This window comes from Serratia sp. 2C06 (genome assembly GCF_050037615.1).
In the GTDB taxonomy this organism is placed as follows: domain Bacteria; phylum Pseudomonadota; class Gammaproteobacteria; order Enterobacterales; family Enterobacteriaceae; genus Serratia; species Serratia ureilytica.
In genome coordinates this window covers 3,414,597-3,430,368 of the sequence record NZ_CP188299.1, presented here as the reverse complement: position 1 = coordinate 3,430,368, position 15,772 = coordinate 3,414,597, and the positions used below count along the sequence as shown (strand labels likewise).

The following is a 15,772-nucleotide window of genomic DNA, read 5'->3' as shown; positions in this document are numbered from 1 at the left end:
GCCCCTTACCATCATTATACGCTTACTGCCAGTCCACCAGGCAGTAGTGTTTCTTGCCGCGGCGCAGCAGCGTGTAACGGCCAAACAGACGGTCCGCATCGCTGAAGCGGTATTCGGCATCCGACTGTTTCTCGCCGTTGATGGTCACCGCGTTGGAACCGATCATGGTGCGCGCCTGGCCACGTGACGGCACCAGTTCAGCATTCACCAGCGCCTGCTGCAGATCGGCGTCGCGCTCAAGTTTGATGGTCGGCATGCCGTCCTGCGCCAGCTGGGCGAAGTCCGCTTCGGTCATGTCATGCAGCGCGCCGGAGAACAGGCTCTGGGTGATGCGCTTGGCAGCCGCCAGGCCTTCCGCACCGTGCACCATGCCGGTCACTTCTTCCGCCAGCACGTACTGGGCGCGCGGCGCCTTGCCGCTGTTCTTGTCTTCTTCTTCCAGCGCGTTGATCTCTTCCAGGCTCATGAAGGTGAAGAACTTCAGGAAGCGGTAAACGTCGGCGTCGGCGGTGTTGATCCAGAACTGGTAGAACTTGTACGGGCTGGTTTTTTCCGGCGCCAGCCAGACCGCGCCGCCTTCGGTTTTACCGAACTTGGTGCCGTCTGCCTTGGTGATCAATGGCACGGTCAGGCCGAACACCTGCTTCTGATGCTGACGACGCGTCAGATCGATACCCGAGGTGATGTTGCCCCACTGATCGGAACCGCCGATCTGCAGCTCCACCTGGTGGCGGTTGTACAGCTCGGAGAAATCGAAGCCCTGCAGCAGGTTGTAGGAGAACTCGGTGAAGGAGATGCCGGAGTCGTCGCGATTCAGGCGCTGCTTGACCGCTTCCTTGTTGATCATCTGGTTGACGGAGAAGTGCTTGCCGATATCACGCAGGAAGGTCAGCACGTTCATGCCGCCGAACCAGTCGTAGTTATTGGCCGCGATAGCGCTGTTGCTGCCGCAGTCGAAATCGAGGAACGGGGAAACCTGTTTACGGATCTTCTCCACCCACTCGTTCACCGTATCGGTGGTGTTCAGCTTGCGCTCCGCCGCTTTGAAGCTCGGATCGCCGATCAGGCCGGTGGCGCCGCCCACCAGCGCTACCGGTTTGTGGCCGGCCAGCTGGAAGCGCTTCAGGCACAACAGAGGAACCAGATGGCCCAAATGCAAGCTGTCAGCGGTCGGATCGAAACCGCAATACAGTGCAATTGGCCCTTGCGCCAGTCGCTCCGCTAACGCTTCCTCATCCGTAACCTGGGCAACGAGGCCCCGCTCTTGCAGTTGTTTAATCAAGTTGCTGCTTGCCATCAATGACTCCATGTATAAACGAATGCACCTTTGCCGGTACACGGCCTTTCGCCCAGTGGCGAAATAAAAATTCAGGGTAGCGCATAGAATAAAGCGCCGGCGGCGTCAGCACCAGCGCTTAGAGGGGGATTTTACGTCTTCAAGGTGCCAGTCGGTCAATTTTCCAGTCATTCCCGTCCCGCTGATACAGGAAACGGTCATGCAGGCGGTGGGCGCCGCCCTGCCAGAACTCGACGGAGTCAAATTTCACGCGGAATCCGCCCCAGAAACTCGGCAACGGCACCTCGCCCTGCTGGAACTTCTGCTTCAGCTCGAGGAATTTGCTTTCCAGCACGCCGCGCGCGGAAATGCGTGACGACTGCTGCGACACCCAGGCGCCAATTTGGCTGTCCTTCGGCCGGCTATGGAAATACTTCAGCACGTCGAGGGTCGACAGGCGCTCCGCCTGACCGAGGAAAATCACCTGACGATCGAGCATGTGCCAGGGGAACAGCAGGCTGATATGCGGGTTTTGCGCCAACTGCTGCGCCTTGCGGCTGCCGAGGTTGGTGTAAAACACCAACCCCTGCTCATCGAAATGCTTGAGCAGCACGATGCGCTGATACGGCTGGCCGCGTTCGTCGACGGTGGCGACGCACATGGCGGTCGGATCGGCCAGGCGCGCGTCGCAGGCCTGTTTCAGCCAACGCTCGAACAGCTCGAGCGGATTGGCGGTCAGATCGTTGCGGCGCAGGCCGCCTCGGGTATATTCACGGCGCAGGTCCGCAACATCAAACTCATTCTTTTCAATCATCTGGGTTATCGACCAACTGAAAAATCCGTCGTTACATTCTGCGCCTGCGGCGCCAGGAACTCAATCGCTCCGACGCCGTCGCTGACCGTCACTCCGTCAACACGCAGTCGCTCATGACTACCTTGCCGTTGCGCTCAAGATAGGCATTGCGGTCTTTCGACCAGAAAGTGTATTTGCCGTCGCTGTATTTAGCGCCGGTCAACGCCAGCACCTGCTTGAGATGCAGCTGTTCGCCATCCATCAGCATGCTGACTTCGCTCGCCTTGCCGTCGAGCGCCACCGTCAACGGCGTGGTGCCGCACTGGTAGTGCATCGTCTGGCTGCTCTGCGGCAGGATGTAGCTGCAGCCGGACAGCGCCAGCGCGCCGGCGACGAAAATGACTTTTTTCATGCTGTTGCTCCTTAGAAAAATCCTTCACAGGCTATCCTAACAGAGCTAACGGCCCCCCAATGGCAAAACCGGATAAATCCCACCCAACACCGTTTCACGGCTGGCGCCGGTCACCGAAGGCAGGTTGCCGGCCTGGCCGGACAGCGTGCGAAACGCCAGCCAGGCAAAGGCCAAGGCCTCCATATCGTCGCCGCTGACGCCGAAATCGTCGGTCAGCCCAACTTCCGTCCCCGGCAGCAGCGCAGACAGACGCGCCATCAGCAGCATGTTGCGCGCCCCGCCGCCGCACACCAGCAAACGCTCGCACCCGCCGGCCAGCAACACCTGTTCGCTGATGCTGACGGCGGTCAGCTCCGTCAGCGTGGCCTGCACGTCGACCGGCGCAATCGCCGGTAATCCGGCCAGCTGACGCTCCAGCCAGGCGATGTTGAAATACTCGCGGCCGGTGCTTTTCGGCGCAGGCAGCGCGAAGTAAGGGTCCGCCAGCATCTGCTGCAACAGCGGCAAACAGACGCGCCCCTGCATAGCCCAGCCGCCGTCCTGATCGTAAGGTTGCGCGCGGTGGCGCCAGATCCAGGCGTCCATCAGCATGTTGCCTGGCCCGGTGTCAAAACCGCGCACCGGCGCACCGGGCAACAGCAGAGAGAGGTTGGCGATGCCGCCGATGTTCAGCACCATACGCCGCTCGACGGGATGCCCCAGCAGCGCCTGATGAAACGCCGGCACCAGCGGCGCGCCCTGCCCGCCGTAAGCCATGTCGCGCCGGCGGAAATCGCCGACGGTGGTGATATTGGTCAGTGCGGCGATGCGGTTGTTGTCGCCGAGCTGCATGGAGAAACGCGCGTCGCCTTCCGGTTCGTGCCATACCGTCTGGCCGTGGCAGCCGATGGCGGTGATATGATCCGCGTCGATACCGGTTTGCTTCAGCAGGCCGAGCACCGCCTCGCCAAACAGCGTGCCCAGCTGTGCGTCCAACCGGCCGACCGCGGCCAGCGTGGTTTGCTGCCCCTGGCACATCCCCAGGATCTCTTTTTTCAGCGCGATCGGCATCGGATGGCTATAGCTGGCCTGCTGCGCCACCATGCGATCGTCAATCGCGGCCAATACCACATCGATTCCGTCCAGACTAGTGCCGGACATGACGCCTATATAGCGGCCTGACTTCATAGCAACATCCTCTAACCCGCACGGTAAGCAAATTTTATCCTGACAAATAAACCAGAATTGACGAATTAACGCCATGAATTATGATGCTTTTTTTACGCGCCGTGAGCCAGGTGCGTCGCTGTGGCACATTTTATGTGTTAAACCGTGCGTTAACCGGCAACGGAATGTCGGTGAGGCTGTCATAAAGGTAAACCGCGGTTTATTATTGGTTGAACAGAGAAAAGTTAAGCTGCGTGCAGCGATGAGGCATGGCGCTGTATCAACTTTCAGCCATACTTTGTCTATCATTTTCACTGAATCTTGCCTGGTGAGCATTGCCAGGTTATGGACTACTACCATCAGGAGTTTTATATGATCAAGCGTCTTCTCGTCGTTGCCGTCGCCGCCGTTACGTTGGCTGGGTGTGCCAATGAATCCATGTCCGGCGATGTCTACTCGTCCTCGCAGGCCAAGCAGGTGCAGAACGTCACTTACGGGACGCTGGTTTCCGTGCGTCCGGTTAAAATTCAGGGCGGCGAAGGCTCCAACGCCTTGGGGATGATCGGCGGCGCGGTAATTGGTGGGCTGTTGGGCAACACCGTTGGCGGCGGCACCGGCCGTACGCTGGCTACCGCGGCGGGCGCTATCGCCGGCGGCGCGGCGGGCAACAGCATCGGTGAAGTGGCCGGTCGTACCTCAGGCTACGAACTGGAAATCAAAACCGACCAGAAAGAGAACATCGTCGTGGTGCAGAAAGCAGGCGACACCAAGTTCAGCCCGGGTCAGCGCGTGCGCATGGCCCGCATGGGCGACACCATCACCGTCTCTCCGCTGTAAGTCAGCAGGCGGCACACGGCAAACCGGAGGCAATCGCCTCCGGTTTTATTTCTGATGCTGTGAAACTGTAATCGTAGAAAATAAGAATATTATTATTTGTTCTGCAGTTCGGTGATATTTTGTTCTAACTTGCCAATCAGCCCTACCAACAGATGCACTTCGTCGGCGGTAATGCCGCTTAAAATCTCACTGCGCGTAGACGTGATCACACTGTCGACTTCCCTGATGATCGGATCGGCCGCTTCGGTCAGCTTGATGCGCTTCGCGCGGCGATCGTTGGCACAGGTGTGACGCGTGATAAGCCCCTTCTCCTCCAGTTGGTCCAGCGTGCGAACCAGTGACGGTTGCTCGATACCGATCGCCTTGGCCAGCTGGATTTGCGACTGCTCCGGCGGCAAGCGATTGATATTGTGCAACGTAACCCAATGCGTTTGGGTCAGCTCCAACGGCTTGAGCCGATGATCGATGAGCGCTCGCCAAACACGAACCAATCGTGCTAAATCTGAACCTAATGTTGACTCCACTTACCCCTCCTTATAATTAGCATGCTAACATTACCTCCCAGAGCTTAGACTATTTTGGGTAACTCACATTAAAAACACAAATGTATATAATGTATATTGTGGAAATAACCACTATTTTTAGCCGCTATTGTTTAATCGTTATGCAAATATTCAACATATTCACCCGTAGGGATTGTTAATGTGAATACATCATGGTTACACGCCTCATCGCCCTTACCCGATTTGGTCCTGGGGGCATCGCTTTATTTTCCACCCATATTTAAAGCTTTTTTGCTAGGACTGGTCTTATGGTTGCTGATTCATCAGCTGCTCAGGGACTGGATGTATTCCGGTGAAATCTGGCACCCCATGTTGATGGACCTGTCCATTTTCGTCCTGACCGTCAGCGGTTCCTTATGGATTTTAGCGAGTTGGTAACCCATGCAGCATAAAACATTAAAATACTTTTCTACGGTGATCGTCTGCGCCATTGCCGTCTGCGCCGGTTGGTGGCTCTGGAATTATTATATGCAATCCCCATGGACCCGTGACGGAAAAGTGCGCGCAGAACTCGTCAATATCACCCCTGAGGTTTCTGGAAGATTAGAGAAAATAAGTGCGAATGACAATCAATTCGTACCTGCGGGAAGTCTGATTTTTACCCTCGACCCGGTGCCTTATCAGATCGCGCTGGACAATGCCGAGGCCGCGGTGGCAAAAGCGCAATCGGATCTGGCCAAGGCGGACCACGAAGCCGCCCGACGCCGCGGGTTGCCGCGCAACGTTATTTCCGCTGAAGATTTGGATGAGTCCAATTTAGCCGCTCAGGCAATGAAGGCCGCCTATAAAGCCGCCCTGGCCAACCTGGAACAGGCCAAATGGAATTTGAGCAAAACTAAAATTTACGCGCCGACCGACGGTTATATCACCAATCTGCAGGCGCGGGTCGGGAACTACGCCAACGCCGGCACGCCTTTGGTCGCACTGGTGGATGTCCATTCGTTTTATGTACTCGGTTATTTCGAAGAAACCAAGCTGAAACATATAAAAGAAGGCAATAAAGCCGATATTGTCTTATATAACGGCAACACCCCGTTGCAGGGGGAAGTAGAGAGTATCGGCCGCGCCATTTACGATCAGAGCGTTGACAGCAACAACGATCTATTAATGGATGTTAAGCCCAATGTTCCCTGGGTGCGTTTGGCTCAGCGCGTGCCGGTGCGGATAAAATTGCTCAACGTGCCCGCCGATTTGACGCTGGTTGCCGGCACCACCTGCACCATTTCGATTCATCAGCGGAACTAAAGTGTGAACCTGCCCTTTCTGGAGTGGAGCCGTACCCCCTGGGGTAAGGCGACCGGCGGCCAATGGCGCTATGCGCTGCGCAACTCGCTGGCGATGTGTCTGGCGCTGTGGGTGGCGTTCGTGCTCGAGCTCGACGAACCCTATTGGGCGCTCACCTCCGCCGCGGTGGTCAGCTTCCCCACCATCGGCGGCGTGATCAGCAAAAGCATCGGCCGCATCTTCGGCAGCCTGGTGGGCGCCGCCGCCTCGGTGGCGATCGCCGGCCACTGCCTGAACGATCCCTGGCTGTTCACGCTGTTCATCGCCGCCTGGATCGGGCTATGCACCTATATCTCCAACCATTACCAAAACAACGTCTCTTACGCGTTCGCGCTGGCGGGCTATACCGCCGCCATCATCGCCTTCGGTACGGTCAACGTCACCGATACCCAGCAGATCTTCGATATCGCCCAGGCGCGGGTTTGCGAAGTGATCACCGGCATTCTGTGCGGCGGGCTGATGATGATGATCCTGCCCAGCACCTCCGACGGCGAAGCCTTGCTGACTTCGCTGCGGCGCATGCAGCAGCGGCTGCTGGAGCACGCCGCCATGCTGTGGCAGCCGGAGGTCACCACGCAGATGCGCACCTCACACGAAGGCGTTATCGGCCAGATCCTGACCATGAACCTGCTGCGCATTCAGGCGTTTTGGAGCCACTACCGCCTGCGGCGGCAAAATAACCTGCTCAACTATCTGCTGCACCAGCAGCTGCGCATTACCAGCGTCATCTCCAGCCTGCGCCGCATGCTGCTGAACTGGCCGGATCGCCCCGCCAATCTGATGCCGGTGCTGACGCAACTGCTGGATGAATTGCGCGATCCCACCACCGATAAATATCGCTTGGCGCGCCTGCTCCAGCAGATCGCCCCGCAAGATGCAGCGGACTACCGCCATCGCGCCTTCTGGCTGCGTTTGCGTGATTTCTGCTGGCTTTATCTGCGCTGCAACCGCTGGCTTCAGCGATTGGAAAGCGCCACGGCGGTCAGCGATCTCCAGCCGCCGCGCGTCACCTCGCTGGCGCGCCATACCGACAGCTACGAAGCCGCCTATAACGGCCTGCGCACCTTTTTATGCATCGTGATCGGCTGCGCCTACTGGATCAACACGCAGTGGGACGCCGGCAGCGCGGCGCTGACGCTCACCGCCATCAGCTGCGTGCTCTACTCCTCCACGCCTTCGCCGATCAACAGCATCAGCACCTTGCTCAAGGCGGTGCTGCTGCTCTCGGTCGCCTGCTTCGTGGTGAAATTCGGTTTGATGATCCAGATTGACGATTTCTGGGTGTTCTGCGCCTTCCTGTTCCCGATCCTGGTGACCATGCAGATGCTCAAACTGCAGAATCCGCCTTATGCCGCGCTTTGGGGGCAGCTGATCGTCTTTATGGGCTCATTTCTGACCGTCAGCAATCCGCCGAGCTATGACTACCAGTCCTTTATCAATGACAACATCGGTAAAATTGTCGGTGTGCTGCTGGCCGGGCTGGCGTTTCAGATCCTGCGCCCCAGCTCGGACAAGCGAAAGAGCCGCCGTATTATCCGCGCGCTGCGCCGCGACTTTATCGATCAGTTGAGCAAAAAGCCGCAGCAGAGCGAAAGCCAGTTTGAATCGCTGATCTACCATCGCATCAGCCAGCTCAATCAAAGTCAGGATCAGGAGGCGCGCACCTGGTTGCTGCGCTGGGGCGTGGTGCTGCTCAACTGCAGCCATATCGTCTGGCAGCTGCGCGACTGGCAAACCCGCTCAGATCCGCTGTCGGCGGTGCGCAACGTCTGTATCCACTGCCTGCGCGGCATCATGACGGAGAAAGGCGTGCAGCACAGTTCGCTGGACGCCACGCTGCAAGAACTGCTGCGCATGAGCAACGCCCTGGCGCACCACCCGGAACAGGCGGCGCGCGATCTGGCCGGCCTGATTTGGCGGCTCTACTGCTCGCTGCAGCAACTGCAACAGGCCATTGGCCAGCCCGCCGCCACTGCGGCCGTCAGCGGCGGATGATCACTTGATCACGCCGCAGGCGAAGCGCTCACCGCCGCCGCCGAGCGGCAGCGGATGATCCGAGTGATTATCGCCGCCGGCGTGCACCATCAGCGCCTTGCCCTCAATTTCACTGATTTTTTTCAGCCGCGGCGCCAACACCGGGTCGTTCGCCATGCCGTCGGCGGTCACATAGATGGCCGGCAAATCGCCCAGGTGCCCGTCGGCATACGGCCCGAGGTGTTTCCCGGTTTTTTGCGGATCAAAATGCCCGCCGGCCGCCAGCGCCGCCACCGCCTTACCGTCCTTCATGCCCGGCTCGCAGCTGCCTTTCTCATGCACATGGAAACCGTGCACCCCGGCCGGCAAGGCTTTCAGGCTCGGCGTGAACAGTAAGCCGTAAGGCGTTTCGCTGATGGCCACTTTGCCGATATCCTGACCGATGCCCTGCCCGGTCACCAAGTTCATCTCAACGTCGACCGTCGCCGCCTGAGCGGCCCCGCAGGCCATCAGGCCAAGCGCCGCATACCAATAACGTTTCATCAATCAGTCTCCTTAATGACTCTATCGAGTTATCAGTATAGGAGAGCCAGCGCCAGCACTGTTAACCAACGCACAATCTCGCCAATTTGATTCGCGGGCCTAATATTTAGCACCAATAATAATTCTACCGATGTTGGTCCTCTGACCAGCTGTCGTTCGGCTAACGTTGTTTCCCTGTTTCCACCGCCGACGCGCGAGAGTTCACTTCCCGGCCAGGCGGCATACTTCATAAGGAACTGATATGGGCATCTTTAGCTATAAGGATCTGGACGAAAACGCGTCAAAGGCGCTGTTTTCCGACGCCTTGGCCATCTCTACCTACGCTTACCACAATATCGATAACGGCTTCGATGAAGGCTATCACCAGACCGGTTTCGGCCTCGGTCTGCCGCTGACGCTGATCACGGCGCTCATCGGCAGCACCCAGTCGCAGGGCGGCCTGCCCGGTCTTCCCTGGAACCCCGACTCCGAACAGGCCGCGCAGGACGCAGTGAACAATGCCGGCTGGTCAGTGATCGACGCCGCGCAGTTGGGTTACGCCGGCAAAACCGATGCGCGCGGCACCTACTACGGCGAAACCGCCGGTTACACCACTGCTCAGGCCGAGGTGCTGGGCAAATATGACAGCGAAGGCAATCTCACCGCCATTGGCATCTCATTTCGCGGTACCAGCGGCCCGCGCGAGTCACTGATCGGCGATACCATCGGCGATGTGATTAACGATCTGTTGGCCGGGTTCGGGCCGAAAGGCTATGCCGACGGCTATACGCTGAAGGCCTTCGGCAATTTGCTGGGGGACGTGGCGAAATTCGCGCAGGCACACGGGCTGAGCGGCGAAGACGTGGTGATCAGCGGTCACAGCCTCGGCGGGCTGGCGGTCAACAGCATGGCGGCGCAGAGCGACGCCAACTGGGGCGGCTTCTACGCGCAGTCCAACTATGTCGCCTTCGCCTCGCCGACCCAGTACGAAGCCGGCGGCAAGGTGATCAACATCGGCTATGAGAACGATCCGGTGTTTCGCGCGCTCGACGGCACCTCGCTGACCCTGCCGTCATTGGGCGTTCACGATGCGCCGCATACCTCCGCCACCAACAATATCGTCAACTTCAACGACCACTACGCGTCGGACGCCTGGAATCTGTTGCCGTTCTCCATTCTCAACATTCCGACCTGGCTATCCCACCTGCCGTTCTTCTATCAGGATGGCCTGATGCGGGTGCTGAACTCCGAGTTTTATTCGCTGACCGACAAAGACTCGACCATCATCGTCTCCAACCTGTCGAACGTCACGCGCGGCAGTACCTGGGTGGAAGATCTGAACCGCAACGCGGAAACGCACAGCGGGCCGACGTTTATCATCGGCAGCGACGGCAATGATTTGATCAAGGGCGGCAAAGGCAACGACTATCTCGAGGGCCGCGACGGTGACGATATCTTCCGCGACGCCGGCGGCTATAACCTGATCGCCGGCGGCAAAGGCCACAATATCTTCGATACCCAGCAGGCGTTGAAAAACACCGAGGTCGCCTACGACGGCAATACGCTTTACCTGCGCGACGCCAAGGGCGGCATTACGCTGGCGGACGACATCAGCACCCTGCGCAGCAAAGAAACCTCCTGGCTGATTTTCAGCAAAGAGGTGGATCATCAGGTGACCGCCGCCGGATTGAAATCGGATTCGGGCCTCAAAGCCTATGCAGCCGCCACCACCGGCGGCGACGGCGATGACGTCCTGCAGGCTCGCAGCCACGACGCCTGGCTGTTCGGCAATGCCGGCAACGACACGCTTATCGGCCATGCCGGCGGCAACCTGACCTTCGTCGGCGGCAGCGGCGATGACATCCTGAAGGGGGTCGGCAACGGCAATACCTTCCTGTTCAGCGGCGATTTCGGCCGCGACCAGCTGTATGGCTTCAACGCCACCGACAAACTGGTATTTATCGGCACCGAGGGCGCCAGCGGGAATATCCGCGACTATGCCACGCAGCAAAACGACGATCTGGTGCTGGCCTTCGGCCACAGCCAGGTCACGCTGATCGGCGTCTCGCTCGATCATTTCAACCCCGATCAGGTGGTGTTGGCCTAAAGAGCGACGTAAAAAAAAGCCGGGCGCTTTCGCCGCCCGGCTTTCCTCTTTCTACCCCGTCTCAGGGCACGTCATACCCCAACGCCGCCTTGCGAATGCGGAACCACTGCTGGCGGTTCAGCGCCAGTTTCTGCGCCTTCAACGCCGAACGCACCCGCTCGATCTTGCCGGAGCCGATAATCGGCAGCGGCGAAGACGGCAGGCGCATCACCCAGGCGTAAACCACCTGTTCAATGGTCTCGGCGCCGATCTCTTGCGCCACCCGCTGCAGCTCGTCGCGCAGCGGCTGGAACTCGGCGTCGTTGAACAAGCGGCCGCCACCCAGGCAGGACCAGGCCATCGGTTTGATGCGCAGCTGCTGGCACTGGTCGAGCGTGCCGTCCAGGATCGCCGGTTGGTGAATCGGCGAAATTTCCACCTGATTGGTGACCAGAGAGAACGGCAGACGCGACTGCAGCAGTTGGAACTGCGCGGGCGTAAAGTTAGAGACGCCGAAATGGCGCACCTTGCCGCTTTTGTGCAACGCGACAAAGGCTTCGGCCACGTCGTCAGCGTCCATCAACGGATCCGGGCGGTGGATCAGCAACAGGTCGAGGTAGTCGGTATGCAGATGGCGCAGCGAGTGTTCCGCGCTCTGTACGATATGATCGCGATCGGTGATGTAGTGGCCGATCGGGTTGCCGGGCTTGGCGGTGGTGGCGATGCCGCACTTGCTCACCAGCTCCAGCGACTGCCGCAACGCGGGCTTCAGGCGCAGCGCGTCGCCGAATGCCTGCTCGCAGGCATAACCACCATAGATATCTGCGTGATCGACGGTGGTGACGCCCAGTTCGACATGCTGTTCGATAAACGTCAGCAGCTGCTGCGGCGAGATGCCCCACTCCATCAACCGCCAGTAACCGCAAATCATACGGGAAAATTCAGGCCCCTGCGGCGCGAGACGAATGCGTTCTACCATTGCGAAAACCTCATGACATTAGTTGTCAGCCAGCATACACAAGCCGGTGAGGCGCAGGGAAGCGCAAAGGCGCATGAACGTGCGGCAGATCAGGAAAGGGTCAAAACAGCGAAGGCTGTTCCGGCAGCGGCTCGTCGGGGGCTTTGTTGGCGCGCCGCAGGCGCAGGAAACGTTGGCGACACAGACGCAGCACTTCGCGCTTTTGCGCGTCGCTCATGCTCATCCAGCCGAACCGCTCCTCGCGGCTGCGCAGGCAGCCACGGCAGAAACCGCGATCGTCGGCCTGGCAAATGCCGCGACACGGGCTGGGGATGTCGAAAAATTCAAGCTGCTGTGCCACGGACCCTCCTGCATTCTCCTGCTAATTGAAGACGTCATCGCCGCCGCTGGCAAGTCCCCTTTCGCCATTGCGGCGAAAATAGTCGCGCAAATAGCGCAGCGCCTGGCGGCTTTTCTCCGGCATAGTGCGTTCCAGCGTCAGCGCGTGCAGCCGCAGCGGCGCCGGCCGCCACTCCGGCAACAGCAGCAACAGCTCGCCGCGCTGCAGCTCGTCGCCAATTTCATACAGCGGCTGAACGGAAATGCCCAGACCGGCGCGGGTAAAGGCGCGCATCACGTTCATGCTCTCGCTGACGATCTGCCCCTCCGCCAGCCGCAGCTTGACCTGCTGGCCGGATTGATGCAGCAAATCCAGATGGGCCCCGCTGTAGCCGCTGGAGATCCAGCGGTGCTGCACCAAATCCTGCGGCTTTTCCGGCACCCCATGCTGGCTGAGGTAACGCGGCGCCGCGCACAGCACCATCGGCCACGCCGTCAGCGGGTGAGCGATCATATTGGCGTCCGCCAGTTGACGATTGGCGCGCAGCGCAATGTCGACCCGCTGTTCTATCATGTCGACGATGCGATCGTCTGCCAGCACCCGCAGTGTCAGCTTGGGATGCGCCTGCAACAGCGGCGCCAGCGCCTCCGCCAACGAGCGGCCGCCGATGCCAACCGGAGTGGCGATGCGCAGCTCGCCCACCAGCGTGTCCCGCAGTTCCGCCAGCCGCTGCTCCGCCTGCTGCGCCTGTTGCAACATCGCCTCGCAGCCGGGATAAAACGCCGCCCCCGCCTCGGTCAACGCCAGACGGCGGGTGGAGCGGTGCAACAGCGGCACCCCGAGCGCCTTCTCCAGCGAGCGCATATGCTGACTGACCGCCGACGGCGTCATGCCCAGCCGCCGCGCCGCACCGGCCAACGATCCCTCCGCCACTACGGTGGCGAACACCGCCATTCGATTGAGTTTATCCACGATTATGAAGTTTTACTTAATCAAGAAAGCATGAATATGGCACTAATCACGGCTATTGTTAAGGACTAGAGTAGATCCCACGCAGCAGGCACATCGGCCTGCCTTACGATACTGACCCATCCCTGAAGGAGCATACAGATGAAAGTAGCCATTATTGGAGCAACCGGTTTTGTTGGCCGCCGTGTGGTGGATGAAGCGCTGGCTCGCGGCATTCAGGTAACGGCGATCGCCCGTCAGAAAAAAGATTTGCCGGACCACGCCAATCTGACCGTCGCGCTGGGCGACGTCGCCGATACCGCCTGGCTGGCGGGGCAATTGCACGGTCAGGATGCGGTGATCAGCGCCTACAATCCCGGCTGGGGCGAAGACAACCTGTATGAGAAGACTACGCGCGGCGCCCAGCAGATCCTTACCGCGGTCGAGCAGTCAGGCGTCAAGCGCCTGTTGGTGGTGGGCGGCGCAGGCAGCCTGGAAGTGGCGCCGGGCGTTGAACTGGTGGATACGCCGCAATTCCCGGAAAATATCCGCCCCGGCGCGCAGGCGGTGCGCGATCTGCGCAATAAACTGCGCAACGAATCAGCGCTCGACTGGACCTATCTCTCTCCGGCCGCCCTGCTGGAACCGGGCAAACGCACCGGCCAGTTCCGCCTCGGCACCACGCAGCTGCTGATGAACGGCGACGCGCCGGCCAGCATTTCGGTGGAAGATCTGGCGGTGGCTATCGTCGATGAGATTGAAAAACCTCAGTTTATTCGCGCCCAATTCACCGCCGCCTACTAATTCCCCTCACCGCCAGGCCACCGGCCTGGCGTTTTCCCGCGTTCGCCGCCGCCAGTATTCTGAATTTCTAAGGTTTTCTTAAGTTTCATCCGGTAGATTTCAAGGCATTATCTACTCTCAGGATCCAGATTTGGCAATGTGGTTACGTCAACGCTTACAGTGCAACAGCCTCGGTTTTATCCTCGCCACCGCCCTGTTCTTCACTCTGTTCCAAAACGCGTTATTCCTGCATCGCGCCTGGTCGTATATCACCTTCGATAGCGTCCACAGCGTGATATTCGCCGCCAGCATGCCGGTGGTGATCTTCTGTGCGCTGAATATTATCTTCAGCGTGTTGACCGTGCCCTACCTGCGCAAACCACTGATCGTCTTTTTCTTGCTCGGCAGCGCCGCAGCCAACTATTTCATGTACAGCTATGGCGTGGTGATCGACGGCAACATGATGCAAAACGCCTTTGAAACCAACACCCACGAAGCGACGGCGTTGCTGACGCCGCGCATGGGGCTGTGGCTGGCGCTGCTCGGCGTCCTGCCGGCGGCGGCGGTTTGCTTCATCCATATTCGCCAGACCCGCCCCTGGTGGTACATGGTTGGGCTGCGCGCCGCCAACGTCATGCTGTCATTGGTGGTGATCCTGATCATCGCCGCGCTGTTCTACAAAGACTACGCTTCGCTGATCCGCAACAATAAAAGCGTGGTGAAGATGTTAACGCCTTCCAACTTCGTCGCCGGCACCATCAAGTTTACCGAGCAGCGCTACTTCACGCGCAATCTGCCGCTGGTGAAGATCGGTGAAGACGCGCGCAAAGGGCCGCTGATCGCCGGACAGGCCAAGAAAACGCTGGTGATCCTGGTGGTGGGCGAAACCGCCCGCGCCGAAAACTTCTCTCTCGGGGGCTACGATCGCGAGACCAACCCGCGCCTCAAGCAGGACAACGTGGTCTATTTCAAGAACGCCAGCTCTTGCGGCACCGAAACGGCGATCTCCGTCCCCTGCATGTTCTCCAACATGCCGCGCAAAGCGTACGACGCAACTCAGGCGACGCACCAGGAAGGCATGCTCGACGTGCTGGCGCATGCCGGCGTCAACGTGCTGTGGCGCGATAACGATGGCGGCTGCAAAGGCGCCTGCGATCGGGTGCCGCACATCGACATGACCAAACTGAAACTGCCGCAGGACTGTGACGGCGAAGTTTGCATGGACAATGTGCTGTTGTACAAACTGAACGACTACATCAATAGCCTGAAAGACGACGGCGTGATCGTGTTGCACCAGATGGGCAGCCACGGCCCGGCTTATTACCGCCGCAGCACGCCGCAGTTCCAGACGTTTTCGCCGACCTGCAACAGCAATCAGATCCAGGATTGCAGCCATGAACAGCTGGTGAACACCTACGACAACTCGATCCTGTATACCGACGCGATGCTCGATGCCACCATCAAGCTGCTGCAGCAGTATGACGACCGGTTCAATACCGCGCTGGTCTACCTGTCCGATCACGGCGAATCGCTGGGAGAAAACGGCATGTATCTGCACGGCACGCCTTATGTCTTCGCGCCGAGCCAGCAAACTCACGTGCCATTCCTGATGTGGATGTCGGCCGACTATCAGCGCAATTTCGGCATCGATCGCCAGTGCCTGAGCACGCTGGCGGAAAAGGACGACGTGTCGCAGGACAATCTGTTCCACACCCTGCTGGGCATGCTGAATGTGCAGACGCGTGAATATCAATCCCAGTTGGATATTCTGCAACGCTGCCGCAACGCGGCGTAAGCGCTTAACTTCCGCGTGCCGCTGAGGCACAATGCCTGAGACCAACCGGCGTTTT

The 15,772-nt window shown here is 59.3% G+C and carries 16 protein-coding genes; 7 read left to right on the top strand and 9 right to left on the bottom strand.

Annotated features, from left to right (window positions below):
* Window positions 1-22: 22 nt before the first annotated feature.
* From tyrS to anmK, 4 genes are all read right to left on the bottom strand, one after another.
* Window positions 23-1,297: a tyrosine--tRNA ligase gene (tyrS, locus tag ACP3TA_RS17045; RefSeq protein ID WP_033642931.1), complete on the bottom strand. Its 1,275-nt coding sequence runs from the start codon at window positions 1,295-1,297 to the stop codon at window positions 23-25.
* A 139-nt stretch (window positions 1,298-1,436) separates the two neighbouring features.
* Window positions 1,437-2,090: a pyridoxamine 5'-phosphate oxidase gene (gene pdxH, locus ACP3TA_RS17040; RefSeq protein WP_044031334.1), complete on the bottom strand. Its 654-nt coding sequence runs from the start codon at window positions 2,088-2,090 to the stop codon at window positions 1,437-1,439.
* A gap of 88 nt (window positions 2,091-2,178) precedes the next feature.
* A complete protein-coding gene (locus ACP3TA_RS17035; RefSeq protein ID WP_206195909.1) occupies window positions 2,179-2,481 on the bottom strand; it encodes an MliC family protein in 303 nt (100 codons plus the stop codon).
* A 45-nt stretch (window positions 2,482-2,526) separates the two neighbouring features.
* The gene (gene anmK / locus ACP3TA_RS17030) at window positions 2,527-3,648 is read right to left on the bottom strand and encodes an anhydro-N-acetylmuramic acid kinase (protein WP_060660772.1); all 1,122 of its coding nucleotides are present in this window, start codon (window positions 3,646-3,648) and stop codon (window positions 2,527-2,529) included.
* Between the two features lie 351 nt (window positions 3,649-3,999).
* Between anmK and ACP3TA_RS17025 the strand changes: the two genes are divergently transcribed.
* Window positions 4,000-4,464, top strand: a complete 465-nt coding sequence (locus tag ACP3TA_RS17025) for a glycine zipper 2TM domain-containing protein (RefSeq protein WP_025159710.1) — start codon at window positions 4,000-4,002, stop codon at window positions 4,462-4,464.
* A gap of 92 nt (window positions 4,465-4,556) precedes the next feature.
* On the opposite strand, the gene slyA is transcribed toward ACP3TA_RS17025, so the two are convergent.
* On the bottom strand, window positions 4,557-4,988 hold the full coding sequence (slyA, locus tag ACP3TA_RS17020; protein WP_004931301.1) for a transcriptional regulator SlyA: 432 nt from the start codon (window positions 4,986-4,988) through the stop codon (window positions 4,557-4,559).
* Window positions 4,989-5,168: 180 nt separating this feature from the next.
* On the opposite strand from slyA, the gene ACP3TA_RS17015 reads away from it, so the two are divergent.
* Genes ACP3TA_RS17015 through ACP3TA_RS17005 form a run of 3 tightly spaced genes read left to right on the top strand, consistent with a single transcriptional unit; the run spans window position 5,169 to window position 8,306 of the window.
* Window positions 5,169-5,405, top strand: a complete 237-nt coding sequence (locus tag ACP3TA_RS17015) for a DUF1656 domain-containing protein (RefSeq protein WP_025159708.1) — start codon at window positions 5,169-5,171, stop codon at window positions 5,403-5,405.
* Between the two features lie 3 nt (window positions 5,406-5,408).
* Window positions 5,409-6,272 (top strand): efflux RND transporter periplasmic adaptor subunit, encoded by an 864-nt coding sequence (locus tag ACP3TA_RS17010; protein ID WP_015377735.1) that lies wholly within the window; start codon window positions 5,409-5,411, stop codon window positions 6,270-6,272.
* Window positions 6,273-6,275: 3 nt separating this feature from the next.
* Complete coding sequence (locus tag ACP3TA_RS17005) at window positions 6,276-8,306, top strand: FUSC family protein (RefSeq protein ID WP_122004185.1); 2,031 nt, start codon at window positions 6,276-6,278, stop codon at window positions 8,304-8,306.
* Here the strand turns inward: ACP3TA_RS17005 and sodC are convergent, their stop codons facing one another.
* Window positions 8,307-8,828: a superoxide dismutase family protein gene (gene sodC / locus ACP3TA_RS17000; RefSeq protein WP_033642927.1), complete on the bottom strand. Its 522-nt coding sequence runs from the start codon at window positions 8,826-8,828 to the stop codon at window positions 8,307-8,309.
* Window positions 8,829-9,069: 241 nt separating this feature from the next.
* On the opposite strand from sodC, the gene ACP3TA_RS16995 reads away from it, so the two are divergent.
* A complete protein-coding gene (locus ACP3TA_RS16995; RefSeq protein ID WP_033652595.1) occupies window positions 9,070-10,914 on the top strand; it encodes a polyurethane esterase in 1,845 nt (614 codons plus the stop codon).
* 61 nt (window positions 10,915-10,975) lie between these two features.
* Here the strand turns inward: ACP3TA_RS16995 and ACP3TA_RS16990 are convergent, their stop codons facing one another.
* The 3 genes from ACP3TA_RS16990 to ACP3TA_RS16980 all read right to left on the bottom strand — a co-directional run bounded on the left by ACP3TA_RS16990 (window position 10,976) and on the right by ACP3TA_RS16980 (window position 13,163).
* Window positions 10,976-11,872 carry an aldo/keto reductase gene (locus ACP3TA_RS16990; protein ID WP_197798164.1) on the bottom strand — a complete coding sequence of 299 codons (897 nt, stop codon included), beginning with the start codon at window positions 11,870-11,872 and terminating at the stop codon, window positions 10,976-10,978.
* A 100-nt stretch (window positions 11,873-11,972) separates the two neighbouring features.
* Window positions 11,973-12,212, bottom strand: a complete 240-nt coding sequence (locus ACP3TA_RS16985; protein WP_206359403.1) for a DUF1289 domain-containing protein — start codon at window positions 12,210-12,212, stop codon at window positions 11,973-11,975.
* A gap of 21 nt (window positions 12,213-12,233) precedes the next feature.
* Window positions 12,234-13,163, bottom strand: a complete 930-nt coding sequence (locus tag ACP3TA_RS16980) for a LysR substrate-binding domain-containing protein (protein WP_426784382.1) — start codon at window positions 13,161-13,163, stop codon at window positions 12,234-12,236.
* Between the two features lie 138 nt (window positions 13,164-13,301).
* Between ACP3TA_RS16980 and ACP3TA_RS16975 the strand changes: the two genes are divergently transcribed.
* Window positions 13,302-13,943, top strand: coding sequence for an NAD(P)-dependent oxidoreductase (locus tag ACP3TA_RS16975; RefSeq protein ID WP_033642923.1), 642 nt, complete (start codon window positions 13,302-13,304; stop codon window positions 13,941-13,943).
* A 136-nt stretch (window positions 13,944-14,079) separates the two neighbouring features.
* Window positions 14,080-15,717, top strand: a complete 1,638-nt coding sequence (eptA, locus tag ACP3TA_RS16970) for a phosphoethanolamine transferase EptA (RefSeq protein ID WP_142002366.1) — start codon at window positions 14,080-14,082, stop codon at window positions 15,715-15,717.
* Window positions 15,718-15,772 lie beyond the last annotated feature (55 nt).